Raw genomic sequence first — 14,519 nt, forward strand, 5'->3', positions numbered from 1 at the left:
CTTCACAGCGAGCCTATCGGGCCCGCGGGTACGCCGGAGGGCCCCGTCCGATGCTCGGACAGGGCCCTCTGGGTGGCGTTCTTTGCTACGTGCACGAGGTCACGGTGTCGGTACCGCTCCCCCGCGGAGATCAGTGGTGGCCGTGGCCGCTGGTGATCTCCTCGTACTCCTCCACCGTCGGCTTCGGAATGTGGCTGTCCTCGCCGTAGAAGCTCTTGGAGAGCTTGGCGCGCAGCTTCTGCGAGCGCGGGATCTTGCGCTTGACGCCGTTCTCGTCGACCTCGGGGCCGATCTCCAGCGGCTTGGGCTGCTCGTGCGAGGTGAGGTGGTGGAGCTGCTCCTGCGTGAGCGGCTCGTGCACCTCGATGAACTCACCGTGCGGCAGCCGCTTGATGATGCCGGACTCGCGTCCGTGCAGCACCTTGTCGCGGTCGCGCCGCTGCAGACCCAGGCAGATCCGCTTGGTGACGATGAAGCCCAGCACCGGCCCGACGAAAAACGCGATCCGGATGAACCAGGTGATCGAGTTGATCGACAGGTGGAAGTGCGTGGCCCACAGGTCGTTGCCACCACCGACGAGCATGACCAGGTAGGCGATCAGCCAGGCCACACCGAAGCCGGTACGGGTCGGGGCGTTGCGCGGGCGGTCCAGCAGGTGGTGCTCACGCTTGTCGCCGGTGACCCAGGACTCGATGAACGGGTAGACCGCGATGGCCGCGAGAACCAGCGGGAAGACGATGATCGGGATGAGCACACCGAAGTTGAGGGTGTAGCCACCCGGGAGCACCCATTCCCAGCCCGGCATGACACGGACCAGACCCTCGGCGAAGCCCATGTACCAGTCGGGCTGGGCGCCGGTGGACACCTGGTCCGGGCGGTACGGGCCGATGGCCCACACCGGGTTGATGCTCGCGATCGCGGCGATCACCGAGATCACACCGAAGACCAGGAAGAAGAAGCCTCCGGCCTTGGCCATGTAGACCGGCAGCAGCGGCATGCCGACCACGTTCTTCTCGGTCTTACCGGCACCCGGGAACTGCGTGTGCTTGTGGTAGAAGACCAGGATCAGGTGCGCCACCAGCAGGCCGAGCATGATGCCCGGCAGCAGCAGCACGTGGATCGTGAAGAACCGCGGAATGATGTCGTGGCCGGGGAACTCCCCGCCGAAGATGAACATCTGCAGGTACGAGCCGACCAGCGGCATCGCCAGGATGACACCCTCGATGAAGCGGACACCGGTGCCGGAGAGCAGGTCGTCCGGGAGCGAGTAACCGGTGAAGCCGGTGAACATGCCCAGGACGAACAGCAGGAAGCCGAACAGCCAGTTGACCTCGCGCGGCTTGCGGAAGGCGCCGGTGAAGAACACCCGCATCATGTGGACCATCATGCCGGCGAGGAACACCAGCGCGGCCCAGTGGTGGATCTGCCGGATCAGCAGGCCGCCGCGGACGTCGAAGCTGATGTCCAGCGTCGACTCGAAGGCCTGCGTCATCCGGATGCCGTGCATGGGCACGTAGGAGCCGTGGTAGACGACCTCGGCCATGCTCGGGTGGAAGAACAGCGTCAGGTAGACGCCGGTCAGGATGATGATGATGAAGCTGTAAAGGCAGATCTCACCGAGCATGAAGGACCAGTGGTCCGGGAAGATCTTGCGCATGTTGGACTTGGCGAGGCTGTAGATGCCCAGCCGGCCGTCCGCCCAGTCGGCGATCCGCTCGCCCCGCGGCGCCTGGCCGCGGCGCGCGTTGGTCGCGCTCGTCTCGTTACTCATCCGCGCTCCCAGAAGCTCGGGCCGACGGGCTCCGCGAAGTCGCTGACGGCTTCGAGGTAGCCGTCCTTCACCGTGATGTTCAGCTGCGGCAGGGCGTGGCCGGCCGGACCGAAGATCACGCGGCCACCGTCGGAAAGGTCGAAGGTGGACTGGTGGCAGGGGCAGAGCACGTGGTGCGTCTGCTGCTCGTACAGGGAGATCGGGCAACCGACGTGGGTGCAGATCTTCGAGTACGCCACGATGCCCTCGTGCGACCACTCAAGTTCCTGCTTGTCCTTGATGTTCTGCGGCTGGATCCGCACGAGCATCAGGGCGTCCTTGGCGATCTTGGTGTTGAACTCGTGATCGTCCTCCTCCAGGCCCTCGGGCTTGGCGAAGGTCAGCGAGCCGACCGCGATGTCCTCGGGACGCAGCGGGAGGTTGGTGGACTGGTTGACCAGGCGGATGCCCTTCTTCCAGCCCGTGGTGCGGAGCTTCTTCTCCGGCAGCGGACCGAGGTCGCGCAGCAGCACCACACCGGACAGCGGCACCAGGGCCAGCGCGCCGAACATGGTGTTGCGGATCAGCTTGCGGCGGCCCATGCCGGACTCCGCGGCGCCTTCCCGGAAGTCGGCCATGACCTTGGCCTTGACCTCGGGCTCGGCCTCGATCGGGTGCCGCTCCTGCGCCACCTCGACGTCCGACATCAGCGTGCGGGCCCAGTGGACCGCGCCGGCGCCGATGCAGAACAGCGCCACGCCCAGCGTCAGGCCCAGCGCGAAGTTCAGCGCGCTGATGTGGCCGAGCGGCCAGACGTAGATGATCTTGTCGACCGGGAAGATCACGTACGAGGCGATGAAGCCGATCGTCGCGAGCATGGACAGCGTGAAGAGCAGGGCCACGGTGCGCTCGGAGCGCCTGGCCGCCTTCTCGTCGATGTCCTGGATGCGGTGCTCGTGGGGGGGCAGGCCCGGGTCGGCGAAGGGGTTCTCCCTCGTCGCCACGTCACCGTGGGCACCGTCGCGCCCACTGGGCAGGGTTTCTTCTGGCACGTCTGCGTGTCGTCCAGTCTCACTCATGACTTCTTGGCCTTCGCTGTCCGGGCTGCGACCCAGATGGCGACCGCGACCAGTGCGCCCAGGCCGAAGATGTAACCGAAGAGGCCCTCACTGACCGGGCCGAGACCACCGAGGTCCATGCCACCGGGGCTCGCGGTCTTGTCGCCGTTGACCTCACCGAGGTAAGCGACGATGTCCTTCTTGTTCTGCTGCGAGAGGCTGCCGTCAGGGAACGAAGGCATGTTCTGCGGGCCGGTCTCCATGGCCTCGTAGATGTGCTTCGGATCCACACCATCAAGCGCCGGTGCGAACTTTCCGTTGGTCAGGGCGCCGCCCTTACCGGTGAAGTTGTGGCACTGCGCGCAGTTCGTACGGAACAGCTCACCGCCCTTGGCGATGTCCGCTCCGTCCTTGCTGTACTGCTCCTTGCCGGGCACGGCGGGACCGGCGCCGAGCGACGCGACGTACGCCGCCAGCTGGTCGATCTCGGCCTGGCTGTAGATGTTCTTCTTCCGCGGCACCTGGGCGCCGGGCTGCTGCGCCGGCATCCGGCCGGTGGCCACCTGGAAGTCGACGGCGGCAGCGCCCACGCCGACCAGGCTCGGGCCGTCGGAGGTGCCCTGACCGCCGGTGCCGTGGCAGCTGGCGCAGCCCACGGCGAAGAGCTTCTTGCCCTCCTTGATGGCAAGAGACTGGGCGGTGTCATCGGCCTGAGCCTTGTCCGCCGGCGCGAACGCGGCGTACAGCCCCCCAGTGACCGCCAGCGCGAAGAGTAGGACGACGAGCGCCGCCAGCGGATGGCGCCGTCGTGCGGAGAGCTTTTTCACGGATTACCCCGGTGTCAGGATCTTCTGCGTCGATGCTTCTGGTCTGTGTCTGTCTGAACTGCGGGTCCGGTCGGGACCGGACTACCTACTTGATCAGGTAGATCGTGGCGAAGAGGCCGATCCAGACGACATCGACGAAGTGCCAGTAGTAGGACACGACGATGGCCGCGGTGGCCTGTTCGTGGGTGAACCTCTTGGCCGCGTACGTCCTGCCCAGGACCAGCAGGAAGGCGATCAGACCGCCTGTCACGTGCAGTCCGTGGAAGCCGGTGGTCAGGTAGAACACCGAGCCGTACGGTCCGGACGAGAGCGAGAGGCCCTCGTGCTTGACCAGCTCCGTGTACTCGAAGACCTGACCGCCGATGAAGATCGCACCCATGATGAAGGTGACCACGAACCAGGCCCGGAGCTTCTTGACGTCGCCACGCTCGGCCGCAAAAACACCGAGCTGGCACGTCAGAGAGCTGAGCACCAGAATCGTGGTGTTCGTCGCGGAGAACGGAAGATTCAGCGCATCGGCGGATTCCTTCCAATACTCGGCTCCGGTCACCGATCGGAGGGTGAAGTACATCGCGAAGAGGGCCGCGAAGAACATCAGCTCGGAACTCAGCCAGATGATGGTTCCGACGCTGGTGAGGTTCGGCCGATTGACCGACGGGTGCGCGTGCCCGGTTTCTACTGCTGTTGCTGTCGCCACGACCGACATTATGTCGGTCGCTTATCTTGCGCTCACTCCGGGGGGTGCCGTTCGGTGTGTCAAGGGGGTGTGCGCTGGCCATACGGTCCAGTGGCGAGGTCCCCCGAAGGGGGGAAGCGCAGCTTCCGCCCCCCTCTGGCGCCCCCGCTCCGACCAGTCCTGACGGGCCGTCGGGCGCAGCATTGATCCGTACGAACCCTCCTGCGCGGGCCCTTCCGGGCAGTAGCATCCGCTGAACGGGACCGGCCCCAGTGGTGCTCCCGTCGACGGTGCTCCCCAAAAGCGTGGAGGAACGATGCAGGCGACTGCCACGGTGCTGGTCTACAGCGATGATGCGGGCACCCGCGAGCAGGTGCGCCTCGCGGCCGGCCGGCGACCCGCCGCCGATGTGCCGCAGGTGGAGATTGTGGAGTGCGCGACACTCCCGGCCGTCCTCGCGGCCCTGGAGCAGGGCGGCATCGACGTCTGTGTGCTGGACGGTGAGACCGCCCCGGCGGGCGGCATGGGCGTGTGCCGGCAGATCAAGGACGAGATCTTCCACTGCCCACCGGTGCTGCTGCTGATGGGCCGCCCGCAGGACTCCTGGCTCGCGACCTGGAGCCGGGCGGACGCCGCGGTGACCCACCCGGTCGACCCGGTGGCGTTCGCCGACGCGCTGGCGGGGCTGCTGCGCCGCCGCCTGCTCGCGCAGACCTGAGCGGTCCCGCACAGCGCGGCTTGAAGACGTACAGCGCCCCGTCCGGGCGGGAATGAGCCCGGACGGGGCGCTGTGTGCCGTTCTGCGGGCCGCTCAGACCCGCGGGCGCAGTCGAGCAGCGTCGGCGGGTGCCGCGGCCTCCTCGTCGCTCCCGGCGCCACTCACGCCGCCGCCCAGGGCGCTGCCGGCGCGCCACTTGTCCCAGGACAGGTTCCAGTCGCCGAACCCGTTGTCGAACGGGACCATCTTGTCGCCCTTGCTGTTGACCACCTGGACGATGTCGCCGACCCGTACGCGGCCGAAGAACCAGCGCGCGTCGGCGGTCGACATGCCGGTGCAGCCGTGGCTGACGTTGGCCGCGCCCTGCGAGCCCACGGACCAGGGCGCCGCGTGCACGTACTCGCCGCTCCACGTGACCCGGGTGGCCCAGCGGACCGGCAGGTCGTACGCCTCCGAACTGCCGCGGGCGATGCCCACGGTGGTGCTGCGCATCCGGACGAACGCCTCCTTGCCCAGCACGGTCTTGATGCCGTTGCGGGTCTCGAAGCCGGCCTTGCCGGTGGTGACGGGCAGCGTCTTGAGCACCTTGCCGTTGCGCCGGACCGTCATCCGGTGCGCGGCGGCGTCGGTGACCGCCACGACCCGGTCGCCGGTACGGATCCGCACCGGCTTGCCCGGCCCGCCGTACAGGCCCTTGGCGACCTTCAGGCCCTGGAGGTTGCTGTACGCCTCGACGGAGGCGTGCGCGGGCCAGTACGTACGCGGGCGGTAGTGCAGGGTCCGGTCGTCGACCCAGTGCCAGGAGCCCACCACGCGCGGGCTGCTGTCGACCTTCAGGGCACCCTCCACGAGCGCCTTGGCGCGCGCGCCGTGCACCGGGCGGCTGAGCTCCGCGGTGAGCGGCTGGCCGACGCCGTACGTGCCGCTGTCGGGCCCGAAGGTGACCCGCAGCCGCTTGTCGCCGCTGCCCTTCGTCGCCATCCGCAGGACCTTGCGGCCCGGCTTGCCGTCGCTGTCCTCGGTACTGACGCGCACGGTGTAGCGGGTGCCGGCGGCGAGCGGCACGGTGCTGCGCCAGCGGGTGCCGTCGGCGGTCAGCCGGCCGCGGATGTGGCGCCCCGCGGCGTCCGTCGCGGTGACGTCCGTGATCCGCGCCTCGTCGCCCGTGGTGGTGACTTCCAGTGGCCGGTCGGGGTCGGCCTTCCGCTCGCCCGCCGGGGCGTTGGCCGCGATCTGGCCGGCCGCGTCGTAGGGCTGGGCGGCGAGCGGATCCGAGGTGGCCCCGCCGCACCCGGTGACCCCCACCGCCAGGGGCAGCAGCAGGAAGGCCGATCTGAGCACCGTCCGGGATCGTGGCATATGGCTCATAGGCCCAAAATAGGAAGAGACACGCCGGTGCGGCGCGTTCAAGGACTGCAAATGGGTCGGGCCCGGCCACTCCTTGGAGTGACCGGGCCCGACCCGTCCGTACGAGAACGGCGCTTACTGCGTGCGGTTCTCGCCCCGGTAGTACTCGAACACCCAGCCGAACAGGCCGACGAGGATGATCGGAGCGGAGAAGTACAGCAGCCACCAGCCGAAGACGACGCCCAGGAAGGCGAACGCGCCGCCGATGCCGAGGGAGAGCGGCTGCCAGCTGTGCGGGCTGAAGAAGCCCACCTCACCGGCGTCGTCCGCCACATCGGCGTCCTTGCGGTCCTGCGCTCCGGTGTCGACCCGCCGGGCCGTGAAGGCCAGGTAGTAGCCGATCATGATGCACAGGCCGAACGAGAGGAACAGCGCGGTGGTGCCTACCGGCTCCTTCGACCAGACGCCATAGACGATCGCCATGGCGAGGACGAAGACGGAGAGCCAGATGAACATCTTGCCCTGGATCTTCACTTGCCGGCCTCCTTCGTGCCGCCCATGAGCGCCGTGTCCTTCTGACCGTCGTTCTCGAGCACGTCGAGCGCGGCGATCTCAGGGTGGTGCAGGTCGAACGCCGGGGATTCGGAGCGAATGCGCGGCAGCGTGAGGAAGTTGTGCCGCGGCGGCGGGCAGGAGGTCGCCCACTCCAGCGAGCGGCCGAAGCCCCACGGGTCGTCGACCTCGATCTTCTTGCCGTACTTCGCCGTCTTCCAGACGTTGTACATGAAGGGCAGGATCGACAGGCCCAGCAGGAAGGAGCTGATCGTCGAGATCGTGTTCAGGGCGGTGAAGCCGTCGGCCGCCAGGTAGTCGGCGTAACGACGCGGCATGCCCTCGGCGCCCAGCCAGTGCTGGACCAGGAAGGTGCCGTGGAAGCCGATGAACAGCGTCCAGAACGTGATCTTGCCGAGCCGCTCGTCCAGCATCTTGCCGGTGAACTTCGGCCACCAGAAGTGGAAGCCGGCGAACATCGCGAAGACGACCGTACCGAAGACGACGTAGTGGAAGTGCGCCACGACGAAGTACGAGTCGGAGATGTGGAAGTCCAGCGGCGGCGAGGCCAGGATGACGCCGGTCAGACCGCCGAAGGTGAAGGTGATCAGGAAGCCGACCGCCCACAGCATCGGGGTCTCGAAGGACAGCGAGCCCTTCCACATCGTGCCGATCCAGTTGAAGAACTTCACACCGGTCGGAACCGCGATGAGGAACGTCATGAAGGAGAAGAACGGCAGCAGTACACCGCCCGTGACGTACATGTGGTGCGCCCACACGGTCACCGACAGACCCGCGATCGAAATCGTCGCCGCGATCAGACCGATGTAACCGAACATCGGCTTGCGCGAGAAGACCGGAATGACCTCGGAAATGATGCCGAAGAACGGCAGCGCGATGATGTACACCTCTGGGTGGCCGAAGAACCAGAAGAGGTGCTGCCAGAGCAGTGCGCCACCATTTGCCGCGTCGAATACGTGCGCACCGAACTTACGGTCCGCCTCCAGGGCGAACAGCGCGGCGGCCAGCACCGGGAAGGCCAGCAGGACCAGCACACCGGTCAGCAGGACGTTCCAGGTGAAGATCGGCATACGGAACATCGTCATGCCGGGAGCGCGCATGCAGATGATCGTGGTGATGAAGTTGACCGAGCCGAGGATCGTGCCGAAGCCGGAGAAGGCCAGACCCATGATCCACATGTCGGCGCCGACGCCCGGCGAGCGGACCGCGTCCGACAGCGGGGAGTAGGCGAACCAGCCGAAGTCGGCCGCACCCTGCGGGGTGAGGAAGCCGGCCACCGCGATCAGCGAGCCGAAGAGGTAGAGCCAGTAGGCGAACATGTTCAGCCGCGGGAACGCCACGTCGGGCGCGCCGATCTGCAGCGGCATGATCCAGTTGGCGAACCCGGCGAACAGCGGCGTCGCGAACATCAGCAGCATGATCGTGCCGTGCATCGTGAACGCCTGGTTGAACTGCTCGTTCGACATGATCTGCGTGCCCGGACGGGCCAGCTCGGCGCGCATGAAGAGCGCCATCAGGCCGCCGATGCAGAAGAAGGCGAACGAGGTCACCAGATAGAGCGTGCCGATCGTCTTGTGGTCGGTGGTCGTCAGCCACTTCACCACGACGTTGCCGGGTTGCTTCCTGCGTACGGGCGGTGCTGCCGGAGCCGATGCGGCGGCGGCACCCTGAGGTTCGTTGAGGATGCTCACTTGTTCTTGGTCTCCGCGTTCCTGGCGTGATCGGTCTGCTCGATACCGGCCGGCAGGTAACCGTTCTGGCCCTTCTTCGCCAGGTCCTTCAGGTGCTCCTGATACCGCTCGGGAGACACGACCTTGACGTTGAAGAGCATCCGGGAGTGGTCAACGCCGCAGAGCTCGGCGCACTTGCCCATGAAGGTGCCCTCCTTGTTCGGAGTCACCTCGAAGACATTGGTGTGACCCGGGATGACGTCCTGCTTCATCAGGAACGGCACCACCCAGAAGGAGTGGATGACATCACGCGAGGTCAGGATGAACTGAACGGTCTCGCCCTTGGGCAGCCACAGCGTGGGGCCCGGGTTGCCGTTCTGCGGATTCCGCTCGCCCGGCGTGCCCTGGTCGTAGACGCCCTCGGCACCCGCGGGAGCCGACTTCTTCATCCTGTCGGGGATCGCGGAGAGTTCCTTGGAGTTCACCGCCGAATTCGACTTGTTGCCGTCGACGTCCTCCATGTAGTTGAACGCCCAGCTCCACTGGAAGCCCACCACGTTCACGACGTGGTCCGGCTTCTTGGAAGTCTTCAGGAGTTCGTTCTCATCGCGCGCGGTGAAGTAGAACAGCACCGCGATGATGATGAACGGGACGATGGTGTACAACGCCTCGATCGGCATGTTGTACCGGGTCTGTGCGGGGACCTCCACCTTGGTCCGGCTGCGGCGGTGGAAGATCCAGCTCCAGATGATCAGGCCCCACACCAGCACGCCCGTTGCGAGGGCGGCGGCCCAGGAGCCCTGCCAAAGGGAGAGGATCCGCGGCGCCTCGTCCGTGACGGGCGTTGGCATGCCGAGGCGGGGGAAGTCCTTGTATGTGCAACCGGTCGCGGTCGCCAGGACCAGGCCCGCAGCCAGCACCTGCGGCAGCTTCCGCCGCATCGGGCGCCGCGACGAGCGGTCGGAGCCGTTGGGACTCACGTAGCGCCTTCCCGAGAGTCTCGCCCGCAGAACCGGCTGCGGCCGTCTCAGCTGGTCGGTCGCCGGCCCGTCACGGGCAGGGGTTTGGATGTTTATGCGGACCAAACCCTACTGGACGCTATTTGGCGTCGCGCGGGGAGGGTGCCCAACGCGGCGCGTTGCCCCTCGAAGGGGTGGCCATCCCCTCCCACTGCGCCCGTGCGGCCTCCGGATTCCCCGCTTCCTCCCGGCATCTGACGCCGCGCCCGGCGGTCGGGGCCGTCTCGTGAATCGGACCCCGGACCGCACGCGTTAGCGTTTTGCCCGTGCCCTACTTCGATGCCGCCTCCTCCGCTCCCCTGCACCCCGTCGCCCGCGAGGCGCTGCACGCCGCGCTCGACGAGGGCTGGGCCGATCCGGCCCGGCTGTACCGGGAGGGGCGGCGCGCCCGGCTGCTGCTGGACGCCGCGCGCGAGACCGCGGCGGAGGCGGTCGGCTGCCGCCCCGACGAACTGGTCTTCACCCCGTCGGGCACCCGCGCGGTGCACACGGGCATCGCGGGCGCGCTGGCCGGCCGGCGGCGGGTCGGCGGCCGGCTGGTCCACTCCGCCGTCGAGCACTCCTCCGTACTGCACGCGGCGGAGACGCACGAGGCGGCGGGCGGCAGCGTGGCCGTGGTGGGCTGCGACCGTACGGGCCGGGTCGACCCGGCGGAGTTCGCCGCCGCGCTCACCCCGGACACCGCGCTGGCCGCCCTGCAGTCCGCCAACCACGAGGTGGGCACCGAACAGCCGGTGGCGGAGGCGGCGGAGGCGTGCCGCGAGGCGGGTGTGCCCCTGCTGGTGGACGCGGCCCAGTCGCTGGCCTGGGGGCCGGTGCCGGGCGCCTGGTCGCTGCTGGCGGGCAGCGCGCACAAGTGGGGCGGCCCGGCCGGGGTGGGGCTGCTGGTGGTCCGCAAGGGCACCCGCTTCGCGCACCAGGGCCCGGCCGACGAGCGCGAGTCGGGGCGGGCCCCCGGCTTCGAGAACATCCCGGCGGTGGTGGCCGCCGCCGCGTCGCTGCGTGCCGTACGCGCGGAGGCGGTGGCCGAGGCGGCCCGGCTGCGCGCCCTGGTGGACCGGATCCGCGCGCGGGTGCCGGAGCTGGTGCCGGACGTGGCCGTGGTCGGCGACCCGGAGCGGCGGCTGCCGCACCTGGTGACCTTCTCATGTCTCTATGTCGACGGGGAGACGCTGCTGCACGCGCTGGACCGGGCGGGGTTCTCCGTCTCCTCCGGCTCCTCGTGCACCTCCAGCACGCTCACCCCCAGCCACGTCCTGAAGGCGATGGGCGTGCTCTCGGAGGGCAACGTCCGGGTGTCGCTGCCGGCCGGGACCTCCGAGGCGGACGTGGAGCGCTTCCTGGAGGTGCTCCCGGGCGCGGTCGCCGCCGTACGGGAACAGCTGGGCGCACCCACGGAGCGGCCCGCGCACGCGCCCGAGGGCACCTCCGGCGAGCTCGTCGTGGACGCGCTCGGCGCCCGCTGCCCGGTCCCGGTGATCGAGCTGGCCAAGGCGATCACGGAGGTGCCGGTCGGCGGCACGGTGACGGTGCTGTCCGACGACGAGGTGGCGGCGCTGGACATCCCGGCGTGGTGCTGGACGCAGGGCCAGGAGTACCTGGGGGAAGCGCCGGAGCCCCCGGAGCGCGGCGCCGCCTACGTGGTGCGGCGCCGCGTCTGACCGGAGCGGCTCAGTTCAGGTACTGCTGGATCTCCGCGGCCGCCTCGTGGCCGTACGCCTTGGTGAAGCGGTCCAGGAAGTGGCTGCGGCGCAGCTCGTACTCCTGGGTGCCGACCGTCTCGATGACGAGGGTGGCCAGCATGCAGCCGACCTGCGCGGCGCGCTCCAGGGACACGCCCCAGGCGAGGCCGGAGAGGAAGCCGGCGCGGAAGGCGTCGCCGACGCCGGTCGGGTCGGCCTTGGCGTTCTCCTCGGGCACGCCGACCTCGATGGCGGGCTCGCCCGTGCGCTCGATGCGGACGCCGCTGGCGCCGAGGGTGGTGACGCGGGTGCCGACCTTGCCGAGGATCTCCTCGGAGGTCCAGCCGGTCTTGGACTCGATGAGGCCCTTCTCGTACTCGTTGGAGAAGAGGTAGGCCGCGCCGTCCATGAGGGTGCGGATGTCGTCGCCGTCCATGCGGGCGATCTGCTGCGAGAAGTCGGCCGCGAAGGGGATGGAGCGGGAGCGGCACTCCTCGGTGTGCCGGATCATCGCCTCGGGGTCGTCGGCGCCGATCAGGACCAGGTCCAGGCCGCCCACGCGCTCGGCGACGTGCTGCAGCTCGATGAGGCGGGCCTCGCTCATCGCGCCGGTGTAGAAGGAGCCGATCTGGTTGTGGTCGGCGTCGGTGGTGCACACGAAGCGGGCGGTGTGCAGCACCTCGGAGATCCGTACGGACGCGGTGTCCACGCCGTGCCGGTCGAGCCAGGCGCGGTACTCGCCGAAGTCGTTGCCGGCGGCGCCGACCAGGATCGGCTTCGTGCCGAGCTGGCCCATGCCGAAGCAGATGTTGGCCGCGACGCCGCCGCGCCGCACGTCCAGCTGGTCGACGAGGAAGGAGAGGGAGACCGTGTGGAGCTGGTCGGCGACCAGCTGGTCGGCGAAGCGTCCGGGGAAGGTCATCAGGTGGTCGGTGGCGATGGAGCCGGTGACTGCGATACGCACGGCGATTCGCTCCTGCGGGGAGGCGTGGGGCGGTGACGGACGTGACCCAACGCTACCCGTTCGGGACTGCCGCTCCGACCTGGCGAAACTACCCGATAGTAGGGCTTCTTCCCCGGGGCGAAGGGTGCGTACGGTGCGCGTATGACCCAGCATGTGAAGCGTGTCACAGCAGCTCACCCCGCCGGCCGTCGCCCGGACGGCGGGGAGCACGACTCGATGGAGCAACTGCGCGGCGACTGCGCCCGCATGGCGCCGCACTGGAAGCCGGACGGGCTGCCGGCCGGTCCGCGGCGACCGGTCGCCGAGCTGCGCGGGATCACGGTCCCCGCCACCTCTGCGAAACTGCTGGAAGGGATGTCCGAGTACGGCGACTGAGTACGGCGATCCATACCTCCACCGCTCTTCCACGGGCCGCGGGCGGAACCGCCCGCGGCCCGGCTCCGTCCAATCGGCGTCCCCCTCACGGAGGATGGCGCATCAGTTGTTCAGCGGAGCCGAAGGAGCGATGCGGTGAGCACCGAGGACACTCCCCCTGCCGACGGCAGCGGGAACCCCACCGAGAACCCCACCGCCCCGGGGCGGCGCGGGCGCAGGCCGCTGGTGGTCGCCTCGATGGCCGCGGCCGTGCTGCTGGCCGGCGGCGGCGCGGCGTACTGGGCATCGGGCGCTTCCGGCCAGGACGGCGAGGGCGGCGCGGGCGCGGCGGCCGATCCGCCGCCGCTGGCACTGGAGGGGTACGGCCAGTCCCAGTCCCAGCCCCGCGACGGGATCGCGCCGGGCGAGCCGAACCCGCAGGGCGCGGGGTACCGCGCGGTCGGCGAGCTGCCGGACGGCCCGGCCGACGCGCCTGTGTACCGGCCGCAGGGCGCGATCAGCAAGGACGCGGTGGCCCGGCTGGCCAAGGCGCTGGACGTGGCCGGCCAGGTCCGCTCCGAGGGCGGTTCGTGGAAGGTCGGCGGCCAGGACAAGGACTCCCGCGGGCCCGTACTGCAGGTGGCCAAGGCCGGCACCGGCTCGTGGACGTTCGCGCAGTACGGCACGCCGGGCGGGGTGAACTGCGCGCTGCCCGCGACGCCCAAGGGCAAGGAGGCGGACGAGAAGACCGGGCACTCCTCGGACGGGCCGGGCTGCCCCTCGTACCGCGGCCGGGACGCCACGACCGAGGACGACGGCAGCGGCAAGGGCGCGGTCTCCCAGGAGAAGGCGAAGCAGGCGGTCGAGCCGGTGCTCGCGGCGCTGGGCCAGCAGGGCGCGAAGCTGGACGCCGGCGGGCTGTCCGGCGCGGTGCGCATCGTCTCCGCGAACCCGGTGATCGGCGGCCTGCCGACGTACGGCTGGCAGAGCGACCTGCAGGTCGGCGCGGACGGCCAGGTGGTCGGCGGCAGCGGCCAGCTCGCGCGGCCGCTCAAGGGCGACACGTATCCGGTACTGAGCGCGGAGAAGACGCTCGCGCATCTGAACGGCGGGGCCGGCTCGGCCGAGGGCAAGGGCGAGGACGCGAAGTGCGCCACGCCGCTGCCGGACAAGGGCGAGCAGGCCGGGAAGGGCGACGGGAAGGGTGTCGCGCCCTGCGAGCCGGCGCCCGGGAAGCCCGCGCCCGCCGAGGTGACCGGCGCCCGGTTCGGCCTGTCGGTGCAGTTCGTGAACGGCAGCCAGGCGCTGGTGCCGTCGTGGATGTACGAGGTGCGGCAGCCCGGCTCGACCAGCGCCAAGGACGCGCGTACCACGGTCGCGCATCCGGCCGTCGACCCGAAGTACGTGGTGGACCGGGACGCCGGGGACGCCGCGACGCAGCGGCCCGCGCAGCCGCCGCAGGGCGGCAAGGAGGGCAAGAAGGGTGCGATGGGCCTGGAGTCGTACTCGGTGGCGGACGGCGGCAAGAAGCTGACGCTGCACTTCTGGGGTGGGGTGTGCAGCGACTACTCGGCGAGCGCCGACCAGTCGGGTACGGCCGTGACCGCGCAGGTCACCGGCAAGGAGAAGAAGCCGGGCGGGGTCTGCGTGAAGGTCGCCAAGCAGTTCACCAAGACGGTGACGCTGGACTCCCCGCTGGACGGGCGGGAGGTCATCGACGCCTCCAGTGGCGAGACGGTGCCGCAGAGGGGGAAGTGACGGCGGCGGCCCGGGGCCGCCGGTAGGCGGTCATGACGAAGGCGGCGTTCCCAACCGGGAACGCCGCCTTCGTCTGTGTCTCCGTGTGCCGGAGCCCGTCTCCGTGTGCCGGAGCCCGTCGGC

Annotated in this window: 13 protein-coding genes; 4 read left to right on the plus strand and 9 right to left on the minus strand. The window is 69.4% G+C overall.

The features are described 5' to 3' along the window. Positions 1 to 130: 130 nt before the first annotated feature. The 4 genes from AB0I82_RS08655 to AB0I82_RS08670 all read right to left on the minus strand — a co-directional run bounded on the left by AB0I82_RS08655 (position 131) and on the right by AB0I82_RS08670 (position 4,341). Positions 131 to 1,771 (minus strand): ubiquinol-cytochrome c reductase cytochrome b subunit, encoded by a 1,641-nt coding sequence (locus AB0I82_RS08655; RefSeq protein WP_363256398.1) that lies wholly within the window; start codon positions 1,769 to 1,771, stop codon positions 131 to 133. Further along, positions 1,768 to 2,829: a Rieske 2Fe-2S domain-containing protein gene (locus AB0I82_RS08660; RefSeq protein ID WP_363256399.1), complete on the minus strand. Its 1,062-nt coding sequence runs from the start codon at positions 2,827 to 2,829 to the stop codon at positions 1,768 to 1,770. The genes AB0I82_RS08655 and AB0I82_RS08660 overlap by 4 nt, the downstream gene beginning before the upstream one ends. Next, positions 2,826 to 3,635 (minus strand): c-type cytochrome, encoded by an 810-nt coding sequence (locus tag AB0I82_RS08665; protein ID WP_363256400.1) that lies wholly within the window; start codon positions 3,633 to 3,635, stop codon positions 2,826 to 2,828. The genes AB0I82_RS08660 and AB0I82_RS08665 overlap by 4 nt, the downstream gene beginning before the upstream one ends. 85 nt (positions 3,636 to 3,720) lie before the next feature. Further along, positions 3,721 to 4,341, minus strand: coding sequence for a heme-copper oxidase subunit III (locus AB0I82_RS08670; RefSeq protein WP_030256711.1), 621 nt, complete (start codon positions 4,339 to 4,341; stop codon positions 3,721 to 3,723). A gap of 286 nt (positions 4,342 to 4,627) precedes the next feature. Here AB0I82_RS08670 and AB0I82_RS08675 point away from each other — a divergent pair, with 286 nt between their 5' ends. Further along, on the plus strand, positions 4,628 to 5,029 hold the full coding sequence (locus AB0I82_RS08675; RefSeq protein WP_363256401.1) for a hypothetical protein: 402 nt from the start codon (positions 4,628 to 4,630) through the stop codon (positions 5,027 to 5,029). Between the two features lie 93 nt (positions 5,030 to 5,122). On the opposite strand, the gene AB0I82_RS08680 is transcribed toward AB0I82_RS08675, so the two are convergent. The 4 genes from AB0I82_RS08680 to coxB form a co-directional block, all read right to left on the minus strand. Continuing rightward, complete coding sequence (locus tag AB0I82_RS08680; RefSeq protein WP_363256402.1) at positions 5,123 to 6,397, minus strand: Ig-like domain-containing protein; 1,275 nt, start codon at positions 6,395 to 6,397, stop codon at positions 5,123 to 5,125. A gap of 114 nt (positions 6,398 to 6,511) precedes the next feature. After that, complete coding sequence (locus AB0I82_RS08685; RefSeq protein WP_030256722.1) at positions 6,512 to 6,910, minus strand: cytochrome c oxidase subunit 4; 399 nt, start codon at positions 6,908 to 6,910, stop codon at positions 6,512 to 6,514. Next, the gene (gene ctaD / locus AB0I82_RS08690) at positions 6,907 to 8,640 is read right to left on the minus strand and encodes a cytochrome c oxidase subunit I (protein WP_363256403.1); all 1,734 of its coding nucleotides are present in this window, start codon (positions 8,638 to 8,640) and stop codon (positions 6,907 to 6,909) included. The genes AB0I82_RS08685 and ctaD overlap by 4 nt, the downstream gene beginning before the upstream one ends. Continuing rightward, the gene (gene coxB, locus AB0I82_RS08695; protein WP_363256404.1) at positions 8,637 to 9,599 is read right to left on the minus strand and encodes a cytochrome c oxidase subunit II; all 963 of its coding nucleotides are present in this window, start codon (positions 9,597 to 9,599) and stop codon (positions 8,637 to 8,639) included. Before coxB ends, ctaD begins: the two co-directional genes overlap by 4 nt. A 305-nt stretch (positions 9,600 to 9,904) precedes the next feature. Between coxB and AB0I82_RS08700 the strand changes: the two genes are divergently transcribed. Continuing rightward, positions 9,905 to 11,299 carry an aminotransferase class V-fold PLP-dependent enzyme gene (locus AB0I82_RS08700; RefSeq protein ID WP_363256405.1) on the plus strand — a complete coding sequence of 465 codons (1,395 nt, stop codon included), beginning with the start codon at positions 9,905 to 9,907 and terminating at the stop codon, positions 11,297 to 11,299. A 10-nt stretch (positions 11,300 to 11,309) separates the two neighbouring features. Here the strand turns inward: AB0I82_RS08700 and AB0I82_RS08705 are convergent, their stop codons facing one another. Further along, positions 11,310 to 12,284 (minus strand): carbohydrate kinase family protein, encoded by a 975-nt coding sequence (locus tag AB0I82_RS08705; RefSeq protein WP_363256407.1) that lies wholly within the window; start codon positions 12,282 to 12,284, stop codon positions 11,310 to 11,312. A 141-nt stretch (positions 12,285 to 12,425) separates the two neighbouring features. Here AB0I82_RS08705 and AB0I82_RS08710 point away from each other — a divergent pair, with 141 nt between their 5' ends. Together AB0I82_RS08710 and AB0I82_RS08715 are read left to right on the plus strand one after the other, a co-directional pair. Continuing rightward, on the plus strand, positions 12,426 to 12,659 hold the full coding sequence (locus tag AB0I82_RS08710; RefSeq protein ID WP_363256408.1) for a hypothetical protein: 234 nt from the start codon (positions 12,426 to 12,428) through the stop codon (positions 12,657 to 12,659). Positions 12,660 to 12,794: 135 nt separating this feature from the next. Next, a complete protein-coding gene (locus AB0I82_RS08715; RefSeq protein WP_363256409.1) occupies positions 12,795 to 14,396 on the plus strand; it encodes a hypothetical protein in 1,602 nt (533 codons plus the stop codon). The last annotated feature ends 123 nt before the right edge of the window (positions 14,397 to 14,519 follow it).

It is taken from the genome of Streptomyces sp. NPDC050315 (assembly GCF_040655775.1).
GTDB lineage: Bacteria > Actinomycetota > Actinomycetes > Streptomycetales > Streptomycetaceae > Streptomyces.

Coding starts and splice junctions, on each gene's coding strand:
- AB0I82_RS08670 (WP_030256711.1), bottom strand. CDS start 4,341: ATGTCGGTCGTGGCGACAGCAACAGCAGTAGAAACCGGGCACGCGCAC.
- AB0I82_RS08660 (WP_363256399.1), bottom strand. CDS start 2,829: ATGAGTGAGACTGGACGACACGCAGACGTGCCAGAAGAAACCCTGCCC.
- AB0I82_RS08675 (WP_363256401.1), top strand. CDS start 4,628: ATGCAGGCGACTGCCACGGTGCTGGTCTACAGCGATGATGCGGGCACC.
- AB0I82_RS08655 (WP_363256398.1), bottom strand. CDS start 1,771: ATGAGTAACGAGACGAGCGCGACCAACGCGCGCCGCGGCCAGGCGCCG.
- AB0I82_RS08710 (WP_363256408.1), top strand. CDS start 12,426: ATGACCCAGCATGTGAAGCGTGTCACAGCAGCTCACCCCGCCGGCCGT.
- AB0I82_RS08680 (WP_363256402.1), bottom strand. CDS start 6,397: ATGAGCCATATGCCACGATCCCGGACGGTGCTCAGATCGGCCTTCCTG.